Source organism: Pseudomonas sp. S9, assembly GCF_000222125.1.
In the GTDB taxonomy this organism is placed as follows: domain Bacteria; phylum Pseudomonadota; class Gammaproteobacteria; order Pseudomonadales; family Pseudomonadaceae; genus Aquipseudomonas; species Aquipseudomonas segetis.
In genome coordinates this window covers 746,486-769,028 of sequence record NZ_AFFX01000001.1, presented here as the reverse complement: position 1 = coordinate 769,028, position 22,543 = coordinate 746,486, and the positions used below count along the sequence as shown (strand labels likewise).

Annotated in this window: 20 protein-coding genes; 8 read left to right on the top strand and 12 right to left on the bottom strand. The window is 55.4% G+C overall.

Annotated features, from left to right (window positions below):
• Positions 1 to 6 precede the first annotated feature (6 nt).
• Both PSES9_RS0103510 and PSES9_RS0103505 read right to left on the bottom strand, forming a co-directional pair.
• Positions 7 to 1,212 carry an MFS transporter gene (locus PSES9_RS0103510; protein WP_010678628.1) on the bottom strand — a complete coding sequence of 402 codons (1,206 nt, stop codon included), beginning with the start codon at positions 1,210 to 1,212 and terminating at the stop codon, positions 7 to 9.
• A 161-nt stretch (positions 1,213 to 1,373) separates the two neighbouring features.
• Positions 1,374 to 2,294 carry a LysR family transcriptional regulator gene (locus tag PSES9_RS0103505; RefSeq protein ID WP_029529350.1) on the bottom strand — a complete coding sequence of 307 codons (921 nt, stop codon included), beginning with the start codon at positions 2,292 to 2,294 and terminating at the stop codon, positions 1,374 to 1,376.
• A gap of 200 nt (positions 2,295 to 2,494) precedes the next feature.
• On the opposite strand from PSES9_RS0103505, the gene PSES9_RS0103500 reads away from it, so the two are divergent.
• Both PSES9_RS0103500 and PSES9_RS0103495 read left to right on the top strand, forming a co-directional pair.
• Complete coding sequence (locus PSES9_RS0103500) at positions 2,495 to 4,156, top strand: VRR-NUC domain-containing protein (protein WP_010678626.1); 1,662 nt, start codon at positions 2,495 to 2,497, stop codon at positions 4,154 to 4,156.
• Positions 4,141 to 6,435 (top strand): ATP-dependent DNA helicase, encoded by a 2,295-nt coding sequence (locus tag PSES9_RS0103495; RefSeq protein WP_010678625.1) that lies wholly within the window; start codon positions 4,141 to 4,143, stop codon positions 6,433 to 6,435. The genes PSES9_RS0103500 and PSES9_RS0103495 overlap by 16 nt, the downstream gene beginning before the upstream one ends.
• Here the strand turns inward: PSES9_RS0103495 and PSES9_RS0103490 are convergent.
• On the bottom strand, positions 6,409 to 7,371 hold the full coding sequence (locus PSES9_RS0103490) for a LysR family transcriptional regulator (RefSeq protein ID WP_010678624.1): 963 nt from the start codon (positions 7,369 to 7,371) through the stop codon (positions 6,409 to 6,411). The two genes, PSES9_RS0103495 and PSES9_RS0103490, sit on opposite strands and share 27 nt — an antisense overlap.
• A 172-nt stretch (positions 7,372 to 7,543) precedes the next feature.
• Between PSES9_RS0103490 and PSES9_RS0103485 the strand changes: the two genes are divergently transcribed.
• Positions 7,544 to 8,743 (top strand): MFS transporter, encoded by a 1,200-nt coding sequence (locus PSES9_RS0103485; protein ID WP_010678623.1) that lies wholly within the window; start codon positions 7,544 to 7,546, stop codon positions 8,741 to 8,743.
• Positions 8,744 to 8,755: 12 nt separating this feature from the next.
• Here the strand turns inward: PSES9_RS0103485 and PSES9_RS0103480 are convergent, their stop codons facing one another.
• Positions 8,756 to 9,691 (bottom strand): LysR family transcriptional regulator, encoded by a 936-nt coding sequence (locus PSES9_RS0103480; protein WP_010678622.1) that lies wholly within the window; start codon positions 9,689 to 9,691, stop codon positions 8,756 to 8,758.
• Between the two features lie 147 nt (positions 9,692 to 9,838).
• On the opposite strand from PSES9_RS0103480, the gene PSES9_RS0103475 reads away from it, so the two are divergent.
• Positions 9,839 to 10,900 carry an HlyD family secretion protein gene (locus tag PSES9_RS0103475; protein WP_010678621.1) on the top strand — a complete coding sequence of 354 codons (1,062 nt, stop codon included), beginning with the start codon at positions 9,839 to 9,841 and terminating at the stop codon, positions 10,898 to 10,900.
• A gap of 40 nt (positions 10,901 to 10,940) precedes the next feature.
• Positions 10,941 to 11,969, top strand: coding sequence for a DUF2955 domain-containing protein (locus PSES9_RS0103470; RefSeq protein WP_029529347.1), 1,029 nt, complete (start codon positions 10,941 to 10,943; stop codon positions 11,967 to 11,969).
• A gap of 124 nt (positions 11,970 to 12,093) precedes the next feature.
• Here the strand turns inward: PSES9_RS0103470 and PSES9_RS0103465 are convergent, their stop codons facing one another.
• Positions 12,094 to 12,300, bottom strand: a complete 207-nt coding sequence (locus tag PSES9_RS0103465; protein WP_010678619.1) for a hypothetical protein — start codon at positions 12,298 to 12,300, stop codon at positions 12,094 to 12,096.
• A 260-nt stretch (positions 12,301 to 12,560) separates the two neighbouring features.
• Here PSES9_RS0103465 and PSES9_RS0103460 point away from each other — a divergent pair, with 260 nt between their 5' ends.
• Positions 12,561 to 14,672: a TonB-dependent siderophore receptor gene (locus tag PSES9_RS0103460; protein WP_010678618.1), complete on the top strand. Its 2,112-nt coding sequence runs from the start codon at positions 12,561 to 12,563 to the stop codon at positions 14,670 to 14,672.
• Between the two features lie 17 nt (positions 14,673 to 14,689).
• Complete coding sequence (locus PSES9_RS0103455) at positions 14,690 to 15,418, top strand: DUF4198 domain-containing protein (RefSeq protein ID WP_010678617.1); 729 nt, start codon at positions 14,690 to 14,692, stop codon at positions 15,416 to 15,418.
• A 52-nt stretch (positions 15,419 to 15,470) separates the two neighbouring features.
• Here PSES9_RS0103455 and PSES9_RS0103450 read toward each other — a convergent pair whose 3' ends face one another.
• The 3 genes from PSES9_RS0103450 to gorA are packed head-to-tail and all read right to left on the bottom strand — an operon-like array spanning position 15,471 to position 17,847.
• On the bottom strand, positions 15,471 to 15,848 hold the full coding sequence (locus PSES9_RS0103450; protein ID WP_010678616.1) for a VOC family protein: 378 nt from the start codon (positions 15,846 to 15,848) through the stop codon (positions 15,471 to 15,473).
• A gap of 2 nt (positions 15,849 to 15,850) precedes the next feature.
• Positions 15,851 to 16,474: a trimeric intracellular cation channel family protein gene (locus PSES9_RS0103445; RefSeq protein ID WP_010678615.1), complete on the bottom strand. Its 624-nt coding sequence runs from the start codon at positions 16,472 to 16,474 to the stop codon at positions 15,851 to 15,853.
• A gap of 14 nt (positions 16,475 to 16,488) precedes the next feature.
• On the bottom strand, positions 16,489 to 17,847 hold the full coding sequence (gene gorA / locus PSES9_RS0103440) for a glutathione-disulfide reductase (protein WP_010678614.1): 1,359 nt from the start codon (positions 17,845 to 17,847) through the stop codon (positions 16,489 to 16,491).
• 193 nt (positions 17,848 to 18,040) lie between these two features.
• On the opposite strand from gorA, the gene PSES9_RS0103435 reads away from it, so the two are divergent.
• On the top strand, positions 18,041 to 18,463 hold the full coding sequence (locus PSES9_RS0103435) for a VOC family protein (protein WP_010678613.1): 423 nt from the start codon (positions 18,041 to 18,043) through the stop codon (positions 18,461 to 18,463).
• A gap of 72 nt (positions 18,464 to 18,535) precedes the next feature.
• Here PSES9_RS0103435 and galU read toward each other — a convergent pair whose 3' ends face one another.
• From galU to PSES9_RS0103415, 4 genes are all read right to left on the bottom strand, one after another.
• Entirely contained in the window at positions 18,536 to 19,375 is an 840-nt protein-coding gene (gene galU / locus PSES9_RS0103430; RefSeq protein ID WP_010678612.1) for a UTP--glucose-1-phosphate uridylyltransferase GalU, read from the bottom strand.
• 181 nt (positions 19,376 to 19,556) lie between these two features.
• Positions 19,557 to 20,918, bottom strand: a complete 1,362-nt coding sequence (locus PSES9_RS0103425) for a UDP-glucose dehydrogenase family protein (protein ID WP_010678611.1) — start codon at positions 20,916 to 20,918, stop codon at positions 19,557 to 19,559.
• A 337-nt stretch (positions 20,919 to 21,255) separates the two neighbouring features.
• Positions 21,256 to 21,993 carry an LrgB family protein gene (locus PSES9_RS0103420; protein ID WP_010678610.1) on the bottom strand — a complete coding sequence of 246 codons (738 nt, stop codon included), beginning with the start codon at positions 21,991 to 21,993 and terminating at the stop codon, positions 21,256 to 21,258.
• Complete coding sequence (locus PSES9_RS0103415) at positions 21,990 to 22,355, bottom strand: CidA/LrgA family protein (protein WP_010678609.1); 366 nt, start codon at positions 22,353 to 22,355, stop codon at positions 21,990 to 21,992. Before PSES9_RS0103415 ends, PSES9_RS0103420 begins: the two co-directional genes overlap by 4 nt.
• Positions 22,356 to 22,543 lie beyond the last annotated feature (188 nt).

Here is a 22,543-nt window from a genome sequence, read left to right as displayed (position 1 = left end):
TCGAGTTCAGGCCTGGTTGGACGCATGCTCTTTAAACAGAAATACCAGCAATGCAATCAAGGGCAAGGCACCGCCGGCAATCACAACTCCTGTCCAGCCTGCAGCCTCGTACAGGGGGCTGGCGATTGCCGAACCGATGGCACCACCGATAAATATAGTGGTCATGTACAGCGCATTGAGGCGGGCGCGGCTATGTGCGTCAAGCGCATACACCGCGCGCTGGCCCAGGACCATATTCATCTGGCAGGCGAAATCCAGCAGTACGCCAGTCAAGGCCAGGCCAATAACGCTGTAGCCCACGCCAGTCCAGCCAATCAGGAAAGCACCAGCAGCGATCAACATGGCCGCACCGGACGCCTTGTAGGTGTGCCCCGCATCAGCCATGCGCCCCGCAATTGGCGCAGCTAATGCGCCGATCGCACCGACCAGGGCGAAAATGGCGATTTGCGTCTGTGACAGGCCGTGATGACGCATCAGCTCGATCGGCGCAGCCGTCCAGAACAGGCTGAAACTGGCAAACATAAACCCTTGATACAACGCACGCTGGCGCAACACTGGCTGGGTACGCACCAGGCTGATCAACGACCCCATAAGCCTTGCATAGGTGGTGTGCTGGGTTGGTTTGCGGGCCGGAATGGTCAAGGCCATGACCAGAATAATGACCAGCATCACAGCCGCTGCGCCGAAAAACACCATGCGCCAGCCAAAGTGATCCGCCACCAGACTGGAAATCGGCCGCGCCAGAAGTATGCCTAGCAACAGGCCACCCATGATGTTGCCAACCACCCTGCCGCGACTTTCTTCCGGGGCAAGGTGCGCGGCCAGTGGGATCAGCATTTGCACTGAAACCGAGCTGAAGCCAATCAGCAACGATAACAGCAGGAACACATTGGGTTGCCTGGACATTCCCGCGGCCAATAAACAGGCACCCGCAATCAGGGCGCTGCCAATCATCAACTTGCGATTTTCAAAAAGATCAGCCAAAGGCACCAGGAGCAGGAGCCCGAGTGCATAGCCAATCTGGGTAAGTGAAACGATCAAGCTGGCGCCATCGGCTGAAAGCCCGATATCAGGCGCAATCAACTCGACAATTGGCTGTGCGTAATACAGGTTGGCGACTATGGCGCCACAGCAGAATGCAAACAGGGTAACCAAGCCACCCGTCAAGGTGTGTGTGGTCATGCGAGCCTGCACAGTCGTTGCATCGGTCATGGTAATTATCTCTTCGAAAAGGTGTAGCGCCCGGCCCGGCTCCATTAGCCTCGGCATTGGTGGCTTGCCGTGTCGAGCTGTGCAATCACCTTAGTGCCGCTGGGCGACCAAGAGAATGGGAAGGGCCTGCAACTCAGCATTGCATAAACTGCAACAGCGTATTATTCCGGCGTGGGATGCCTTGTTTCGGCAAGTATCTGTTGCAAGAACTCGATAAACACCCTCACCCGTGTCGACATCCTGTGATTGGGCAGATAAAGCACATTTATCGTTGCCTGTGCCTGGCCGGGGCTGACTTGATAGTCCTCCAACAGCCGCGTCAAACGTCCCGCCCTGACATCCTCCTCGACCAGCCAATCTGCAAGCAGCGCGATTCCACAGCCATCCAGTGCAGCCTGGCGAAGAGTGCCGGCATTATTGCTTCTCAAGCGACCTTGCACGGCTACGCTGATGCTTTGCTCAGCGCCCTCAAACACCCAGCTCGGCTTGCCGTTACCGAAGTCAAATGCCAGGCATTGATGCTGTGAAAGATCGGCCGGTTCAATGGGCAGCGAGTGCCTGGCCAGGTAATCGGGACTGGCAATGGCCCACCGCTGGAAATGGCCGATGGTTCGGCATACTACGTTGTCGTTGACCAACGCGGCGCCCAGTCGAACAGATAGATCGACACGCTGACTGAACAGGTCGATGATTTCATCGCTCTGGGTCAGGTTGATTTCCAGACGTGGATAACGCGCCAGCAGCCGATGCAGCTGCGGAATAATTACGCTTCGGCCAAACTCGACCGGCACGCACACGCGCAACACCCCGACAGGCTGATCTCCCTGGTCGGCAACCTCGGCATCCGCGTCCGCCACGGCATCAAGAATCAGCCGCGCACTGTTGTAGTAAACACCGCCAGCTTCAGTCAGGCTGATTTGTCGCGTGGAACGGTTGAGCAATACGCTGCCCAAATCGGCCTCAAGCGAATCGACCATTCGCGTGACTGATGAAGTCGCCAGTCCAACCTTGCGGGCGGCGGCTGAAAACCCCTTGGCTTCGACCGTTTCGACAAACATGCGCATGGCCATGAGTTTATCCAAGGCGGTGATCCATCCATCGTCAGTTCAAGGAAGAATTGGCTTAAACGCCGTCCCTATTAAATCACGCCAGCGACCTGCTGAAGCAGATGAACAACCATTGGGCACCTACTGAAAATTAATACTGTATAAACAAACAGCCAAGGTTAAACTGTCGGGATAAATCGCAGCGCGCTTCCATCCACTGTGCATGGCGCTTGTCCATGCAATCAGCAACCGGCACGGCCATGCAGTCGCATCCCAGATTTTATTACCTATCCAATTTCAAGCAGGCGCTCTCCTGGCTGCAACAACGCTATGCCGATTTGCTCGATGAATCGGAATCTCGCTTTATCCAGCAATTCTCGCTCATCGATACTCAGTCGCAAGCCTTGCTGGTACGCATGATCATGCGCAAAGGCAGGCATTTCCGCCTCGACAAGCTGAACTATGAAGAAATTTCCTGCAGCCGTTCAGCGGCCCAGCCTTTGCTTGATGCTGGCTGGATAGAACATGACGCTGCTCTGAGCCTTGATGAACTGTTCAAGCTGCTGCGCAAAGATGAAATCCTTGTGCACCTGGGCGAAAAAACCGCACTTACAGGTTCCATGAGCAAGACCCAGCTGTTTGAGCGGCTAGCTGATGAGCAGCCCGAACCACGCGCCTTCGCAAGTTGGTGCCCCAACAGTGCTGAGCAAATACTGTCGCTGACCATCGACCCGTTGTGCCAACGCCTGCGGCTGATGTTCTTTGGCAACCTGCGCCAGGACTGGTCGGAATTTGTCCTCGCAGAGCTGGGTATCTTTCGCTACGAGCAGGTCGAGCTTGGCGCCGATTCCCGCGCCTTTCGCTGCCGTGCCGATGTGGATTGCTACCTGGATCTGCATGAGTGCCGCGAGCAATTCGAGTCAGGCCAGGCAATTGAGCCCATTCTCCAACGCATCGGCAGCCTGCCCTGCGACACGGCCTTTCTCGCCGCACGGCGCAACAAGCTGTTGTTCGCCATGGGACAGCAACTGGAGCGTGAGGCTCAGCTCGAAAGCGCATTGGCCTTTTATGCAGATTGTCGCTATGTCGGTGCACGGTTGCGACAGATCCGCGTATTGGAGCGACTAGGACGCCATCAGCAGGCCTATGAGCTGGCCAGCCAGGCGCTGCAAGCGCCGGAAAATGACGCCGAAGCCCAAGCAGTGGTCCGTGCCTTGACCCGTCTTGCTCGTCAGCTAGGCCTGCCACTTCCGGCCAAAGCCAAGCCTGCAAATCCGGCGCGAATTGACCTGGTGCTACCCAGGCCCGAGGCCCAAAGTGTCGAGTTTGCGGTGGCCCAACACCTCGATCAGCCCGATGGGCCGGTGCACTACGTCGAAAACAGCCTGATCTGCAGCCTGTTTGGGCTGCTGTGCTGGCAAGCCATTTTCGCACCTGTGCCGGGTGCGTTTTTCCACCCCTTCCAGAGTGGCCCGGTCGATTTGCTCAGTAGCGAGTTTTATAGCCAGCGCCAGTCATTATTTGTACGCAGCCTTGAACTGCTGGAGTCAGAGGCTTACAAGGATGTGATACGGCAAAACTATGCCGAAAAATTTGGTATCCAGTCACCCTTTGTATTCTGGGCCGCCCTCGATCAACATCTGCTGGAGCAAGCCCTGGAATGCCTGCCCGCCGTACACCTGCGGGCATGGTTCGAGCGCCTACTGGCCGATATCAAGGCCAACCGCGCGGGCATGCCCGATCTCATTCAATTCTGGCCCGAACACAGGCGCTACCGCATGATTGAGGTCAAGGGCCCGGGCGACCGTCTACAAGATAACCAGCGCCGTTGGCTGGCCTTTTGTGCCGAACACAATATGCCGGTGGATGTCTGCTACGTGCAATGGGCCGACGCTTGAAGTATCAGGTCGCGGTACGCGCGCTCTGCGAGTTTACCGCCAAGGTCGGTGACCTTGATTTGCGCTTCACTCCCTCGCCCACGGCCCAGGAAGGCATGGCCGGCCATGCCATTGTGGTCGCCAGGCGCGGACCGGGTTACGTCCCCGAACTACCTTTGAGCGGTGAACACCAGGGACTGCTCGTACGTGGACGCGCCGATGGCTACGACCCGGAGCAGAACCTGCTTGAAGAAATCAAGACCCATCGTGGCGATATCAGCCGTATACCTGAAAATCACCGGCTACTGCACTGGGCTCAGGCGAAAGTGTATGGCTGGTTGCTCTGCGCCGAGCGGGGGCTGCCGGAAATAAACCTGGCCGTGGTCTATTTCAATGTGCTGACCCAACATGAGACGGCCTTTCACCAAAGCCTCAGTGCCGATGAATTACAGGCCTTCTTCACCCTGCAATGCAGCCGGTACATCCATTGGGCGCAATACGAACAAGCTCATCGCCTGCGCCGCGACCAGTCGCTGCTCAACCTCAAGTTTCCCCACCCTGAATTTCGCAGCGGCCAGCGCCAATTGGCCAATGCCGTTTACCGGGCCGCGCGCGACGGCCATTGCTTGATGGCGCAAGCGACCACAGGGATTGGCAAGACACTGGGTACGCTGTTTCCTCAACTCAAGGCGTTTGCTGGGCAAAAGCTTGATCGCTTGTTCTTTCTGACAGCCAAGACACCGGGCAGGCGCTTAGCCCTGGATGCCCTGCGCACCCTGTGCAAACAGGAAGCCCTCATGCCGTTGCGAGTGCTCGAACATGTTGCCCGGGACAAAGCCTGCGAACATCCAGACAAAGCCTGCCACGGCGACGCTTGCCCACTGGCCAAAGGTTTTTATGACCGCCTGCCCGCTGCGCGCCAAGCGGCGCTCGAAGGGCAATGGCTCGACCATGCGCGTGTACGCAACGTTGCCCTGGCGCATCAGGTTTGTCCGTACTACCTGAGCCAGGAGTTATGCCGCTGGGCCGATATTGTGGTTTGCGACTACAACTATTACTTCGACATGGGCGGCCTGCTGTATGGCCTGACGCTGCTCAACGAATGGCGCGTGACCTTGCTGGTGGATGAGGCCCACAACCTGATTGAGCGGGCGCGGGGCATGTATACCGCAGAGCTCAACCAACAGCGTTTTGAAGCTGTGCGATCAATAGCACCACGGGTGATGAAGGCCCCGCTCGAGCGCATTAGCCGGCATTGGCGTCAATTGGAGCTTGAGCAACAACTGGCGTATCAGGTCTATCCGATGGCGCCGGAGCTGTTTGTCATGGCGCTGCAAAAAGCCGTCAGCACCCTGACCGACCATCTCAGCGAACAACCCGCAGGCAACGCCGCTGAGCTGCTGCATTTCTATCTGGATGCCATGCTGTTTTGCCGACTGGCCGAGGCCTTTGGCCCGCACTCCTTGTTCGATATCAGCCGCGACGACAACTCTGGCTCGACCCTGTGTATTCGCAATATAGTGCCGGCCCCTTTCCTGGCGCCACGCTTTGAGGACGCACACAGCTGCACCCTGTTTTCAGCGACCTTGAGCCCGGCCGACTATTACGCCGACTTGCTCGGCCTGCCTGAAGATACGCCCTGGATCGATGTGGAGTCCCCCTTCAGTGCCGAACAACTGCAGGTCCAGGCGATCAGTAATCTGTCCACCCGTTACGCCCATCGCGACTACTCCCTGCAGCCTATTGCGGCATTGATCGCCCGCCAATACGGGGAGAAACCCGGCAATTACCTGGCATTTTTCAGTAGCTACAGTTACCTGCAGGCGGCAATAGACGAACTGCGCCTGACACATCCCGAAATCCCGGTTTGGCAGCAGTCCCGGCAGATGGGAGAAGCTGAGCGGCAAGGCTTCCTTGATCGCTTTACCACAAGCAGTCGAGGCATTGGTTTTGCGGTACTGGGCGGCGCATTTGGTGAGGGTATCGATTTACCCGGTGAGCGCCTGATTGGCGCATTCATCGCCACCCTTGGCCTGCCGCAAATCAACCCGGTCAATGAACAGGTAAAGCTGCGCATGGAAGCCATGTTTGGCGACAACAAGGGGTATGGCTACACCTATCTGTATCCGGGTCTGCAAAAGGTCGTTCAGGCCGCTGGAAGGGTCATTCGGACGGTGCAGGATCAAGGCGTGGTCTACTTGATCGACGATCGCTTCAATCAACCCGCCATTCGCAAACTCCTGCCGACCTGGTGGAAGGTCGATCGTTTTCGCTTACCGCTCAAGCCGGTGCACAGTTGAAGATCCAGATTTATCACGGACGCTACCCGAGGGTTTGAGCCTGAGGCTCAGGTATTCAACAAGCGCCTGGACCTTTGGCAGGTTTTCACGGCTTTTCAACCACACCAGGTTCATCGGCAAACTATCAGTGGCCAGTTGCGGTAACACTTCGACCAGGCTGCCTGCATCCAGATGCCCCTGGGTTAACCAGGTCGGCAGTTGGGCAATGCCAAGCCCGGCAAGCGCTGCCATCACCTCGCCTTCACCATCACCCACGGCAATATGTGCATGCATGACACGGCGTTCCATATCGCCTGCCTGACGGCCCTTGAAAAACCAGGGACCAACCATGCCGTCACCCTGACAGTAACCAACGCAGCGATGCTGCTCCAGATCCAGTACGCTCAAAGGTGTGCCATGGGCCTGTAGATAGTCTGGAGAGGCACAGAAAATAAGGCGTTGGCGGCCGAAATAACGGTGGCCTAAATTTGCAGCCCAGGCATCAGAGCCGCCGATACGCACCACGATGTCGATGCCTTCCTGGGCCGGATCTACAAATCGGTCAGAAAATGAAACCTGAGGATGCAAGCCCGGATGCTGCTCGACGAAGTCGAGGATCAAGGGCAATACATGCAAGCGGCCATACGAGGCAGGCAAGTCGATTCGTACCCTGCCCTGCGGTTCCAATTGCTCGGTGGTCAGTGTCAGCTCGACTTCTTCAAGATCATTCAGCACTGCGCTACAAGTGCGATAGAAGGTAGCCCCCGCCTCTGTCAGCGACAAACGCCGGGTGGTTCGCTGGAACAGGCGCACACCGAGTCGCCCCTCCAGCCGCGCGACACTTTTGCTGACCGCCGAACTGGTCAGGTTAAGGCGCTCGGCTGCCGCAGTGAAGCTGCCTAGCTCGGCAACGCCAACGAAAACATCAATGCCTTTGAGGCGCTCCGAGGAAAACATCGTCACTCCAATTTTGCCGGACTATTAGTGAATTATATTCAACTCACTTGGTAATTAATGCCGCAAATATACGCAGAATTCTCTAATAAGCTAGGCGATCTTTAACCAGGCGGCGATCCATAAGCGCGAAAAACAGCCTGGTGCAAGATGCACCCACCACTGGAGTAACACAATGCCCCCCGTTGCAGTCGCGCATGCCCCGCAAGCCAATGCCAGCCAGTCTCGTACTGGCGTGCAAATCCTGATTATGGCAATTGCGGCATTTATTATTGTCACCACCGAGTTTCTGATTGTCGGCCTGCTCCCATCATTGGCGCGTGATCTGAATATCTCCATCACCCTGGCCGGTCAGGTGGTGACACTGTTCGCCTTCACCGTGATGCTTTTCGGCCCCGTGCTAACCGCCAGGTTGGCTCATGTTGAACGCAAGAAACTGTTCAGCATCATTCTCTTGGTGTTTGCGGCAGCCAATGTGCTTGCAGCTGTGGCAACCAACATTTGGGTCTTGGCCCTGGCCCGCTTTATTCCAGCCTTGGCCTTGCCGGTTTTCTGGGGTACCGCAAGTGAAACGGCCGGGCAGCTGGCAGGCCCTGGCATGGCGGGCAAGGCAGTTGCCAGGGTCTACCTGGGAATTAGCGCCGCCCTGGTATTCGGTGTACCGCTGGGAACTGTGGCGGCCGATACAGTAGGTTGGCGCGGTAGTTTCTGGATATTGGCGGGGATCTCCTTGTTGATCGCCCTGCTCATGCACCTGTTGATGCCAACTCTGCCTAGCTCGCCGACAAAACACCCGGGTGAAAAACAGACCCAGATTCTGCGCAACCCACGTTTTATTGCTCATGTGCTGTTGTCAGTCCTGGCCTTTACCGCGATGTTTAGCGCCTACACCTATCTCGCCGATGTTCTGCAGCGCCTGGCTGAAATACCGGAAAGCCAGGTCGGTTGGTGGTTGATGGCATTCGGCGCCGTCGGCATGATCGGTAATTACCTGGGCGGCAACATGGTCGACCGTACACCTTTGGGCGCCATGGTGCTGTTTCTGCTGGTGCTGGGCGCTGGCATGTTGGTGGCCATCCCATTCGCAGCAACAACTTGGGTGTTGGTCCTTGCACTGGCAGCGTGGGGAATTGCCTACACGGCGCTGTTCCCGGTGTGTCAGGTCCGGGTGATGCAGGCCGGAGCCAAGGCTCAAGCCTTGGCTGCAACCATGAATATCTCTGCGGCGAACGCAGGTATTGGTTTTGGCGCCATTCTGGGTGGGCTTGGCATCAGCCAGTTTGGTTTGCAGTCCCTGGGCATTATCGCCACGCTTATAGCAGCCTGCGGCGTGATCATGGCCTTGTTGATGATGCGCAACGGTTCCAGCCGCTGAACCAACACACAATCAGGCCCAGTATGCAGGGTTTTCCACTACCGCTCGATTGTTGGCGAAGGCCTGGGGTATCTGCTCCTTGAGGAACTCGACCCAGGTCCTCACCTTGGCATCTAGAAATCGTCGTGAAGGATAGAGCGCATAAACCCCGCGCTCATGCAGCCGGTGTTCAACCAGCACCCGCACCAACTTGCCCTGCTGGAAGGCCTTGGCCGCAACCAGGTCCGGTAGCAGGCAAATGCCCATGCCTGCCGCTGCTGCCTGGGCCATCGCCTCGGCAACATTGACCTGGAAGGTTTCGCCGAGGCTGATTGCGCGCTCAACACCATTGTCATTGAAGGTCCAGCTGTCGCCGAACACAGGATCGATCAAACGCAGGCATCGATGCTCGGCCAGGTCATCCAGTGTATGTGGAATACCCCACTGCTCAAGATAAGATGGCGCCGCACACAACACGCTGTAGTTACAGCCCAGTAATTGCGCTACCAGTTCCGAATCCGGCAACTCGCGGGCCATGGTAAAGACCACATCCTGGCCATCATCAATAAGGTCCGGGTGGAACTGAGACAGGGTCATGTCGATGTGCACCTCGGGGAACAGCTCGCAATAGCGCGCGGCAAGTGGCGCCAAAAGCTGGGTGCCAAGCCCAGTGATCGAATGCACCTTCAATCGTCCTCGTGGCATCAAGTGCGCGCCGCTGGCTTCGGCGTTGGCATCCTCTATCTCATTGAGTATTTGCCGGCAGCGTTCGAGGTAGCGGCTGCCTACTTCGGTCAGGCGCAGACGCCGCGTGGTGCGCTGGAGCAACCTGGCTTGCAGATGGCTCTCAAGTTCAGAAACCAGTCGCGATACCTGGGCGGTTGAGAGATCAAGTACCTGCGCTGCCGCAGTGAAGCTGCCCGAGTCCACCACCCTGGCAAAAACTCGCATTGCCTGGAAAACATCCATCTACTGTTACCTTTTACGTAATTGTGCTTTGCACATTTCGCTTATTTTTACATTAATCAACAGAAAATATACTAGACCATTTGCTCGACCGGATTTGCGCCCTGCGCTGAATGTCCGCCCATCCAATGTGTCTTATTGAGGTAGTTAATGACTCCGGATCAACGATTTGCCCGCTGGGTACAAATCGCAATTGCGGCCTTGACCTGTTGCTTCATATATTTTCTGACCGCTGACCTGAGTATGCCGCTGACACCACAAGCCAAGCTGACCCGTTCAGTACTCAAGATCGCGCCGCGGGTATCAGGACAGGTCAGTGAACTGGCGGTGTTCAACAATCAACATGTGCAGCCCGGCCAACTGTTATTTCGACTCGACGCCCAGCCCTTTGAAGTGGAGGTCCGCCAGGCCGAATTAGCTGTCGAGCAGGCGCAACAGGACAACATGGAGCTTGATGCCCAGCTCAAGGCGGCCCAGGCTGAGGTCAGCGCCGCCAAGGCTAAAGCCACTGACCTGGCCGCGCAAAGCAAGCGCATGCACAGTTTGATCGGTCGCCAGCTGGTTTCGCGCCAGGCCTACGACACCCTTGAGGCACAACACCTTTCAGCACTGGCGCAAGTCAGTGCTGCCCAAGCCAAGATCACAGAACTCAAAGCCCGCCGCGGCACTAACGGCAGTGACAACCTGCGTGTTCGCCAAGCGCGCAATGCCTTGCGCCGGGCTCGTTTGAACCTCGCATACACCGAGGTCCGCGCCCAGCACAGCGGCGTGATCAGCAACCTGCAACTCAGGCCTGGCACCTATGTTGCTGCTGGTGCGCCCGTTGCCGCGATGGTTGAAGACAGTATCGACATCATTGCCGACTTCCGTGAGAAAGCCCTGCGTTATGTAGAACCTAAAACGCCGGCGGTGGTGGTGTTCGACGCCCGGCCAGGAGAGCTGTTCAATGCAAGAGTCGGGCATATCGATGCCGGTGTGCGCGAAGGCCAGATTGAAGCCAATGGCCAGTTGGCCGCGCCGGTACAGTCGGAACGCTGGGTGCGTGATGCCCAGCGCCAACGCTTGCATCTACAGCTCGATCAAGGATTACCCTTCACTTTACCTACTGGGGCCAAGGCCACTGTTCAGTTGATTCCGCTCGATAACGCTTTCGTTGCGGGCATTGCCAGGCTGCAAATCCGCATGATCAGTTGGCTGCACTATGTCTACTGATGCCAGGTCTACTGACACCAGCTCTGCCGATGTCAGCGTCATGCACGGCCACCAGCCATTGAGCGACAACGATTTGCGCCAGTGCCTGCGCATAGCCACAGGCGGTGCCCTGGCCTTGTTGATCTGTAAATTGCTGAACCTGGAATATGGCTCGTTCTTCTGTGTTTACCCGATGCTGCTACTGGGGCTGGTTCCCAGGCTAAACGCGCACCTGATCCGCCAGTTCTTTGCCCAGGGGCTCGTCGTCAGCCTGGAAGTCGGCCTGCTCTATGGGCTGTTCGGCGGACGCCCCCTGCTCATGGTGCCGTTGGTGTTTCTGCTATTTTTCTATCGCTTTGCGCTGATGGCCAAAGGTCCATTGTTTTTATTCGGCGCGCTCGGCTCGGTATTTCTTTCCATACAGCTGAATTTCGCCAGCTACCCGCAAACCAATGTCATCGACATGCTCTGGTACAACAGCTGCGCAATTTTTCTGGCTGGCGCAATCGCCGGGTTGATGTTCTATCTGTTTCCCGATGTTGAGCCACGAGCGCCGCGCCAACCGGTCAGCAAGGACCTGCCCAGTCGCCGCCACGAAGCGTTGCTGGGAGCAACAGTGGCTACGCTGTCGTTCATGGTGTTCCAGAGCCTCAACCTGCATGACTCGTTGTCCGCTCAGGTTGCCAGCATCCTGGTTTTATTTCCGATGCATTGGAAAGGCGTACATTTTGCCGGTCGGGTGCGAGCCGTGGGCACATTGTTGGGCTGTACAATTGCCTTGCTGATGATGCTTTTGCTTTACAACCATCATGATGTGTTGCCGCTGGTCGTGCTGCTGGTATGGATTGCGGCAATGTTTTGCGCACGCTGGCATATGCTCGAGAACGGCGTGCCGGGCATAGGCTTCGGCGCACTGACCACACTGGCTATTTTGTTTGGTCAATCGCTGACGCCTGATCACGACATTATGTATGCAACCCTGTACCGTTTGAGTTCCGTTTGCATTGCGGTGCTGCTGACCCTGTTCAGCGTGTTTATCCTGCATCGCCTGCTCAATTGTTTCGCAAGCACCCGCCACTTCAGCCACTAAGAAGTCAGGCATTCGCCAATGGCAGCGGATTTCGGGCAAAAAAAACCGCTCTGAATGAGCGGTCAAGAAAGACGTCGACAAAGGGGCGGGAGCAAAACAATCAACGTCTCGAAGTCACTGAGTCTCAGCTGTCTTTAGTGGTTTCAGACTGCTTTTTGCTGACGGTTTGAGATTGCTTGGCTAGCGTCTCGCGCTGAGCATTGTTATTGGCTTGCTCCTGCACTCGTTCATTTCGCGCAACAAAACTTGCAGACTCTTCAGCTTGGCTAATTTGCGAGAAAAGAAGTGCAAATGCGCATAACGTGCTTGCAAAAATCAGATACGGCTTCATTTCATGACCCTCGTGCAATAATACGTCTGGATAGGTAGTCAGTTTATTGAGTGGTCATAGGTTGAAAAACCAGCAATCTAGCAAATTACTATTACCTGATATGCAACAGTAAATTTAAGTACCCTCCCACCAACCTCGCCCTCGCCTCTGCTATTGCCCGACTGGGTTAAAACACTGAAACATTCAGTTACTTGCGACTGATGGCATCCTGCAGCAATAGAAACGTTATACTGTTACATCTTGCATAAGGATGAGATGTAATGTCGCGCAAAATTGCCTGCATGGCCGGGCTAACCATCGGATTGTTCGGCGATGCCAGCTTCGCTGAAGAAAATAAAGACCAACTGCAACTTGAGGCCATGACCATTACCTCTGAATTCGACTATGAATCAGCCACAGGTCCGGTCGACGGCTACCAGGCAACCCGCTCTGCAAGCGCCACCAAGACGGATACCGCGATCAGAGATATTCCCCAGGCAATCAGTGTGATCCCCTCCTCGGTGCTTGAAGATCTCAACACTTCTGATGTCGAGCGCGCCCTGGACTTTGCTGGCGGCGTTTCCAAACAGAATAACTTCGGCGGCCTGACCCTATACGAGTACAGCATTCGCGGCTTTGCCACTTCAGAGTTCTACAAGGATGGTTTCAGCGCCAACCGCGGCTATCCCACTACCCCAGACACGGCCAATATCGAGCGTATTGAGGTGCTCAAAGGTCCCGCGGCCAGTTTATATGGCCGTGGGGATCCGGGCGGCACGGTCAATATCGTTACCAAAAAGCCGCAGGCTGAAGCCTTTACCAAACTGCAGGCCAGTGCAGGAAGCTGGGACCAGTACCGTACGACCCTGGACGTCAATACACCGCTTGACCCGCAAGGCGACCTGTTATCGCGGGTCAATATCGCGGTAGAGGACAACAACAGCTTTCGTGACCATGTCGGCAGCGAACGCCTGTTCATTGCCCCTTCCTTCAGTTGGCAGATTGATCCAGACACACAGCTACTCGTCGAAACTGAATTCGTGCGACACAACTCAACCTTCGACCGCGGCATTGTGGTGCCGACAACGAATAAAAGCGGCCTGTCACGCAGAACCTTCCTCGGTGAACCCAATGACGGTGACATCGATAATGACAACAACATGATCCAGGCCGCGCTTGAGCATCACCTCGACGAAACCTGGTCCCTGCGCCTGGCGACTCATTACAAGCAAGGTGAACTCTCCGGTTTCGCCAGCGAATCGCGCCCACTGAATGCTGACGGTCATACAGTCAACCGCCGCTATCGTGAACGCGATAACGACTGGCATGACAGCATTACCCAGCTTGAGCTGCGCGGTTTATTTGATAGCGGCGACTGGCAGCACGAGTTGTTGATCGGCACCGAGTATGAAAACTACCGCAAGAATGAGCGTGTCACTACTATCGCTGGCAGCCCTTACGCTATCGATATCTACAATCCAATATACGGCCAGCCCAAGCCGGACGGCGCCCGCAGCGGTTCTGACTTTTATCAGCTGGTAAAAAGCCAGGCGTTGAATCTGCAAGATCAAATTGTCTTCAGTGAAAAACTCCGAGGCTTGATCGGTGCGCGCTTTGAACACGTCGAGCAACAGATAGATGACTACGCCGCCAACGCCAGCAGTGAACAGCGCCACGATGAAATAACTTACCGATCAGGCCTGCTTTACCAACTGACGCCTGAAATAGGCGTATTTGCCAATGCTTCGACCTCTTTCAAACCCAACAATGGCCTGGATGCCAGGGGCAAGGCCTTTGATCCGGAAGAAGGCATTGGCTATGAGCTGGGCTTCAAGACCGAGCTGTTCGATGACCGCCTGAGCGCAACCATCGCGGCATTTCATATAGAAAAGGAAAACGTGCTTGCGCTCGACCCCAGCACCGACTCAAGCCGGGCGATTGGTAAAGCGCGTAGCCAAGGCATGGATATCCAGTTCGCCGGCCAATTGAGCGACGCCATGCGGGTGATTGGTGCCTTTGCCTATATCGATGCCGAAGTCACCAAGGGCGATGCCAATATTCCGACCGGCAGCTCGCTGCTTGGAGTGGCAAAACGCAGCGGCAGTGTTCTGGCGGTGTATGAGTTTCAGGATGGCCTGCTGCGCGGCTCGGATATTGGCGCGGCCTACAGCTATGTCGGCGACCGTTCTGGCGAAGCAGGCACTGACTTTGAGCTTGATGCCTATCAGACCGTTGACTTGCTCGCCCATTACAAAGCCAGTGAAAACCTCACTGTCGGCCTCAACCTCAACAATATTTTTGATGAAAACTATTACGAACGCTCGTACAGCAGCTACTGGGTTGCTCCCGGCGCGCCCCGTAATTTCAGCCTGAGCCTGTCGCTAAACCTCTAGCCCTTCAAGGATTTCACATGCATCGCACACTTACAGCTGTATCGCTTTCACTGTTCGGGCTGATCTTTGCCAACGAAGCCATCGCCCATGGTCTATGGACCGAACAGCGGCGCGGCAATATCGAAACGGTCTACGGCCACGGGGCCGAAGATAACGCCTTTAAAGCCAGCAAGATCAGTGGAGCCTGGGCCTACAACACAAAGGGCAAGATGATTCCTGTCACCATAGAGCGGCTCAGTGATCACGCACGGTTAGTGCCACTAAGCCCTCCCGCCATAATGGCCGTGGCGCTGGATAACGGCATGTGGTCACAAACTGCCGACAAGCAATGGGTCAACCAGGGTCGCTCAAAAGTACCGGGGGCCATTGCTTCGCTGCAGACATTCAAATACAGCCTGGCGATCTACCAGGAAGGCGCCAAACTGCCAGCACTTGATCGCTTGAAACTGGTGATTGTGCCGCAAGCCGACCCGCTTGGCGTCGGGCCGGGCAAACCGCTGCCGGTGATCGTCAAGCTCAACGGCAAGCCGTTGGCTGGGGTCAAGTTGATTGGAGACTACCGCAGCGCCCCCGATGAGATCAGCGCTGAAACTGACGCCCAAGGTCGAGCCCAGGTTATCGTCAGGAACCAGGGACTGAACGTCATTGCCGCACAAACTGTGGTGCCAGTGGCCAACAACCCTGATATCAGTGAGCAGGGGTTTTTCACGTCACTGACTTTTGTCGGTGCGCCCCATCACGAGTAAGTGGTGATGATTCTGGTGCCTGGGTTCAGGTGCCAGAATCATTCTTGGCAACTTAGAGGTAATGACTGACTTCAATCAGGTTGTCGTCAGGATCACGAAAGTACAACGACTCAATTGGCCCGGTCGCACCTGTACGCTTAACCGGCCCCTCGGTGACAACCACGCCCTGCTCCGCCAAATGTGCCAGCACCTTGTCGGTTGGCCAACTGGTGATCAAGCACAAATCCATGGCCCCCGGCGTTGGTCGCCTGGCCTTGGGTTCAAACTCCTTACCCAGCTCATGCAGGTTGAATTTCTGTTGGCCGAAGACCAGAGCACTGCGCCCTTCGCCAAAGGTTTCATGACGCATGCCCAGTACACGGGTATAGAAATCGACAGTCTTGTTGATGCTGGCAACGGTAAAGACCAAGTGATCCAGGCGTTCAATCATGGTTAATCCCTATCGAGCAGGTGGAACCTGGGCAGCGAGAAATGCCAGCGAATGGCAGCCAGGCGCGTGGCCAGAACCGTCAGCATGGCCACCCCGGTGTCGAGCCAGGGCGGCGTCGCTAGAGCCCTTAGCGCAATAAACATCAAGGCGCCGGCAATGCACGCGGTGGCATAGATTTCTTTCTTGAAAATCAGCGGTATTTCATTGCAGATGATGTCGCGCATCACGCCGCCTGCGACGCCGGTAATAACCCCCATTATCACTGCCGTACTGAGCTGAAGCTCATGCTGGAGCGCCACTTCAGTGCCGTAGACTGTGAACACCGCCAGGCCAAATGCGTCGGCGATCAGCAGGCCTTTTTCGTGAATCGGCTGCGTTAGCCTGACCCAAACCACGGTACCAACCGCTGCAATTGACGCCACCAGGATATAGGTGTCATCACGAATCCAGCTCACAGGATGATTGCCGAGAATCACATCTCGCAATGTGCCGCCGCCCAATGCTGTGATGATTGCGATCACCAGTACACCGAACAGGTCCATCGACTTGCGCCCAGCCATAAGCGCGCCCGTAATAGCAAATACGGCCACGCCAAACAGGTCGGCGGCGTAGAACAACTGCGCCATGGTCACTGCTGCAATTACTCGGAAACGGCTGTGCGCATGGTGACAAACTCTTCTGCAGCCGTGGGGTGGACGCCAATGGTGTCATCGAAGATCGCTTTTGTCGCGCCGGCCTTGAGCGCAATGGCCAAGCCCTGGATGATCTCACCCGCATCAGGGCCAACCATGTGACAGCCCAGAACCCGATCAGAATCAGCATCAACCACTAGCTTCATCAAGGTGCGCTCAGTTGAGTCGCCGAGGGACAGTTTCATGGGCTTGAAGCGACTTTCGTAGATCTTGAGTTCGTGCCCTGCTTCGCGTGCCTGTTCTTGCGTCATGCCAACAGTACCAATGTTCGGCAAGCTGAATACCGCCGTTGGAATCATCTGATAGTCAACGCTGCGGTATTCATCGGCCTTGAACAACTGGCGCGCCACGGCCATGCCTTCAGCCAAGGCCACTGGGGTTAGCTGGACGCGTCCAATCACATCGCCGATCGCAAAGACCGACTGAGCCGTGGTCTTGTAGTGTTCATCAACCTCGATATATCCACGCTTGTCGAGCTTGACCGAGGTGTTTTCAAGGCCGAGGTTGTCCAGCATTGGACGCCGCCCCGTGGCATAGAACACGCAGTCAGTTTCCAGGGTGCGGCCGTCATTCAAGGTGACCGACAAACTGCCATCGGACTGTTTTTCGATTTGCTTGATATCGGCATTGAATTGCAGGTCAATGCCACTCTTGGTCAGCTCTTCTTGCAAATGCTTGCGCACTGAACCGTCAAAGCCACGCAGGAATAACTCACCGCGATACAACTGGGTCGTTTGTGCGCCCATGCCATTGAAGATAGAGGCGAATTCAACCGCGATATAGCCGCCGCCGACAACAATCACGCGCTTGGGCAACTGATCCAGGAAGAACACTTCATTTGAGCCAATGGCATGCTCGTGCCCTGGAATATCAGGAATGCTTGGCCAGCCACCGGTGGCGATCAGGATGTTCTTGGCGCTGTAGCGCTTGCCATCGAGCTCGACATGATGATCGTCGAGCATTCGCGCATGCCCTTCAAGCAGCGTAACGCCGCTGTTTTGTAACAGGTTGCGATAAACCCCGTTAAGGCGATCGATCTCACGATTCTTGTTGCTGATCAAAGTTGGCCAGTCAAACGATGGCTGGCCAACATCCCAACCAAAGCCTTTGGCCTGCTCGAATTCATCAGCAAGGTGGGCACCATAGACCAATAACTTTTTGGGTACGCACCCGACGTTAACGCAGGTACCACCCAGGTAACGACTTTCGGCAACCGCTACCTTGGCGCCGTAACCCGCTGAAAACCGAGCTGCACGGACACCGCCCGAACCCGCACCGATTACAAAAAGATCAAAGTCGTAAGTCATGACTACCCTCCTTAGAAAGGCCCAATCATAACCCAGCCAAACGCTGGAAAGACGCCGTAAAACTGACAAAGCCGGCATTATTGAGTCTAAAAGACTTGGCTCGCCCAGGTACAAGTCGCTGACCGGTGCCGGAGCCGGCGCCTGCAAAATTGCTGCAAGCGCCTAGGCTTAAACAATGCTTGGAGGAGGATTTATGCACCCAACCCTGACCCACATTGCCCTGCATGTTCCCGATCTGGACGACTGTATTGAGTTCTATCGCGAGTTTTGCGCCATGGGCGTCATCCACCAAAGGGCTGGCAAAGGTTCACGTATTGTGTGGATGGCTGAGCCTGGTAAAGAGCACCAGTTTATCTTGGTCATGATGCCCGGCGGCCAGCAGCGCCAGTTGGCTGCGACTGATTACTCTCACTTCGGTTTCGCCGTTGAAAGTCGCGAGCAGGTCGATATGCTCGCCAACAAGGCGCGTGCTGCTGGGTGCCTGATATGGGAGCCTCGTGACGAGCCCTATCCTGTTGGCTATTACTGCGGCGTTGTTGATCCGGGTGGCAACTACATTGAGTTCAGTTATGGCCAGCCGCTTGGCCCTGGTTCAGAGCAGATGCCAATACCTTGAATGCAAAAGACCTCCGCCAGCTGGGCTAGCGGAGGTCTTTTACGGTATTGATCTACGGCTGGAGGCTGTAGATTATTTGGATTTACCCGTTTTATACAGGTTTTCAAAGCAGAAGTTGGTGGCTTCGATATAGCCTTCAGCTCCACCGCAGTCAAAGCGCTGGCCCTTGAATTTGTAGGCCAGCACACAGCCATTCTGCGCCTGTTTCATCAAGGCGTCGGTGATCTGGATTTCACCGCCTTTGCCTGGCTCCGTTTGTTCGATCAGGTCGAAGATATCGGGCGTCAGAATGTAGCGACCAATGATTGCCATATTGGTGGGCGCATCTTCTTTCTTCGGTTTTTCCACCATGCTGTTAACACGGTAGATGTCATCGCGGATCATTTCGCCAGCGATTACGCCGTATTTGTGCACTTCGTCTTCTGGCACTTCCTGAATTGCCACGATCGAGCAGCGGAACTGGTTGTACAGTTTGACCATCTGCGCCAGAACGCCGTCACCTTCAAGGTTGAGGCACAAGTCATCGGCCAGAACTACCGCAAAGGGCTCATCACCAATCAAGGGGCGGCCGCTGAGGATCGCGTGGCCAAGACCTTTCATCTCGACCTGGCGGGTATAGGAGAAGGTGCACTCATCGATCAGACGACGAATACCGACCAGGTATTTCTCTTTGTCGGTATCGCGGATCTGGTGTTCAAGTTCGTAACTGATATCAAAGTGATCTTCGAGCGAGCGCTTGCCGCGCCCTGTGACCATTGCAATTTCTGACAAGCCAGCGTCTAGCGCCTCTTCGACGCCGTACTGGATCAGCGGCTTGTTCACGATGGGCAACATTTCCTTGGGCATGGCTTTGGTGGCCGGGAGAAAACGTGTGCCGTAACCGGCTGCAGGGAACAAGCATTTCTTAATCATGGGACTCCATTTAGAGTTATTAAAAGCACCTTGGGAACCTCTAAAAAAGGTAACGAGCGACGATAGGACAAGGCAAAAAAGTGCGAAAAAGCGGAGTTTAGTGGCCTAAATGAGCATTTTTAGCACTTTTTTAACGCAGTAATATCTCGCGCAGTAGTTTTTCAGAGGCTCTCTTAGTCTATCAGGCCGCGCTAACCATACAACTGCCTAGCTGTGGCCTGCCGATGCCTCGATATAAAAAACCCAGCTCTGCAAGTTGCTTGGCATCGTAGATATTGCGTCCGTCGAACAGCACAGGCATGCGCATCATGCCGCGTATTCGCGCAAAATCCGGTTGGCGAAATTGCTTCCATTCAGTCACCAGTACCAGTGCGTCAGCACCTAGAGCTGCGGTGTAGGGTGAATCAGTTAGACTCAGTTGACCTGCTTGCAGTTCCATCTGATAGCGCATGGCTACTGCCGAGGTAGCGACCGGATCACAGGCCTTCACCGTTGCCCCGGCAGCCAGTAATGCATCAATTAGCACCAGACTCGGCGCCTCGCGCAAATCATCGGTACCAGGCTTGAAGGATAAGCCCCAGATAGCGATGACACGGCCCTGCATAAACCCTGAAAAATGTTCACGCAACGCCTGGAAAAGCAGGGTTTTCTGCAAAGCATTGCGAGCCTCGACCGCACGCAAGATGCCAGGCTCTATGCCCTCTTGCTCGGCTGTTCGAATCAGTGCGCGTACATCCTTCGGGAAGCAAGAGCCGCCGTAACCGCAGCCTGCGTAAATGAAATGCGTGCCAATTCGCTTGTCACTGCCGATGCCACGGCGCACTTCTTCGATATCTACCCCCAGGCGCGTACAGAGCCCGGCCATCTCATTGATGAATGAGATCTTGGTCGCCAAAAATGCATTGGCGGCGTATTTGGTGAACTCTGCTGCACGAACGCTCATGCACAGCAAGCGCTCGTGGTTGCGAATAAAAGGCGCGTACAGACGGCGCAAGGTTTCGGTGTCCTGGCCGTCATCACAACCGATAATGACGCGGTCTGGCCGCATGAAGTCATCCAGCGCCGAGCCTTCTTTCAGGAACTCAGGATTACTGGCCACATTGACCTGGAATTTTTTATCGCGAGCAGCAAGCTGACGATTAATACGCTGGGCAACCCGCTCGCCGGTCCCGACCGGAACCGTGGATTTATCGACGATCAAGCAGCGACTTTGAATATGGCGACCCAGTTCTTCGGCCACATTGAGCACATGACACAGATCAGCTGATCCATCCTCCCCACTTGGTGTTCCCACCGCGATAAAGATCACCTGGGCCTGGCTGATGCCTTCAGCGAAATCCTGGGTAAAACGCAACTGGCCATTGTTCAAGTGCGCTGCAATCAATGACTCCAGGCCCGGCTCATATATAGGCACCCGCCCCTGACTAAGCAGCTGGAAGCGCTTGCTGTCCCGCTCTATGCAAGTAACTTGATTGCCCATTTCAGCAAAACATGCTGCTGAAACCAGGCCCACATAACCAGCTCCGATCACGCAAATCCGCATCGTCATCTCTCCTTGGCAGTCACGACGATTTGAGCGAACTTCAATGGCAAGTCCGTGACCGGCATATGTCGCTGCGATGACAAGGTGTTTGAATGGTTGTTGCCGAGCGCTCCGATAAAAAATGTCTATAAATTGATCAATTTGGACTCTGATGGCGTATTAATGGCAAAAAGTTCCCTTTAGATTCGTTTTTTTGCCAAGTTTTTCACGAAATTTTCATAAATAAATCGTATGATCGGTATAGCTGAAGGATCAGCCCCATCAGCAAAAAGCCCGCTTCGGCGGGCTTTTTGCTAACTATTTGCTCAGTCACACAGTGGCTGTCGAGTTTTCTGCACTATTGGCTGCTATACAACCAGACCAACAGTGTTGCGGACAACGGCAAAAACACCGCCGTCAATGCGCCGAGCAAACTCATGGACAGGGCGGCAAACGCCCCACACTCCTCACCTTCCTCAAGCGCCCTGGCCGTTCCAATCGCGTGTGCATTCATGCCGTATGTCATGCCCCGTGCAGCTGGATGATCAACCCCCACCCAACGCAGCATAGTGGGGCCAATTGCGGTGCCAACAACGCCCGTGATCATGACAAAAACCGCCGATAACGCAGCAATGCCGCCAATCTGATCTGCCGCCAACATGGCAATAGGCATGGTGACCGACTTGGTAGCCAAGGTCAGCAGTATTTGCAGGTCAGCGCCCAGCAAATGGGCAATGGTCAGGGTCAGCAGCAAGGTAAAGACGCCACCGACAACAATTGTCAGGATTATTGGCCAGAACAGCAGCTGAATGCGCCTGAGGTTACGATACAAGGGCACGGCAAGCGCAACTGTCGCCGGCCCAAGCAACAATGCAATCGGCGCCGCGCCCTCGCGGTAAGTGTTGTAGTCGATACCGAGCAACAACAAGGTTGTCACCACGATGAACATGGACACCAATACCGGTTGCAGTACCAGCCAACCGGTACGCCGATAGAGCGCCAGGGCCAGCTGAAAAGCAATCAATGTCAGGCCGATTGAAAACAGTGGATGCTGCTGAACTACCAACCAAGTGCTATCAATGGATTTATTGATCATGAGCGGCCATCCAGGCGACGCTCAATCCTGCGCGCAAGGGCTTGCATCAACCAGCCACACAGCGGAACGGTTATGAACAACGACAGAACCAATGCCCCGGCAATGGGCAGCAAGTTATCAAGCAACGCCTGACTGCTGGTGATAATGCCGGTGGCAGGCACGACCAACAGCAGTGGCAAATATTGTAGAAGCGTATTGGCGGCTGTATTGAGCGACTCATCGACCTTGCCGCGAACAAGGAGAAATACCAGCAGAAGCAGAAAGCCAATAATCGCGCCTGGCAGCGCTGGCAGTAATGCGTGGTTGATGGCAACCCCCAGGATCTGGAACATCACCAACCAGGTCAGACCTCTCAATAACACAGCGCTCTCCTTATTGTTCATGTGCTTTGCCGGTCGGCATGAAGCAGTGAAACGCCCACTATGGCCTAGCCCCGCCCAGCTAGCCAGACTCAGAAGCAATAAAAACCAGCAGATCAGTTTTCCAGGCGGATATTGATCTGTACCAACTTCTGTTTGCGCTGGAGCAAGTACGACTCAAAGCCCTTGCG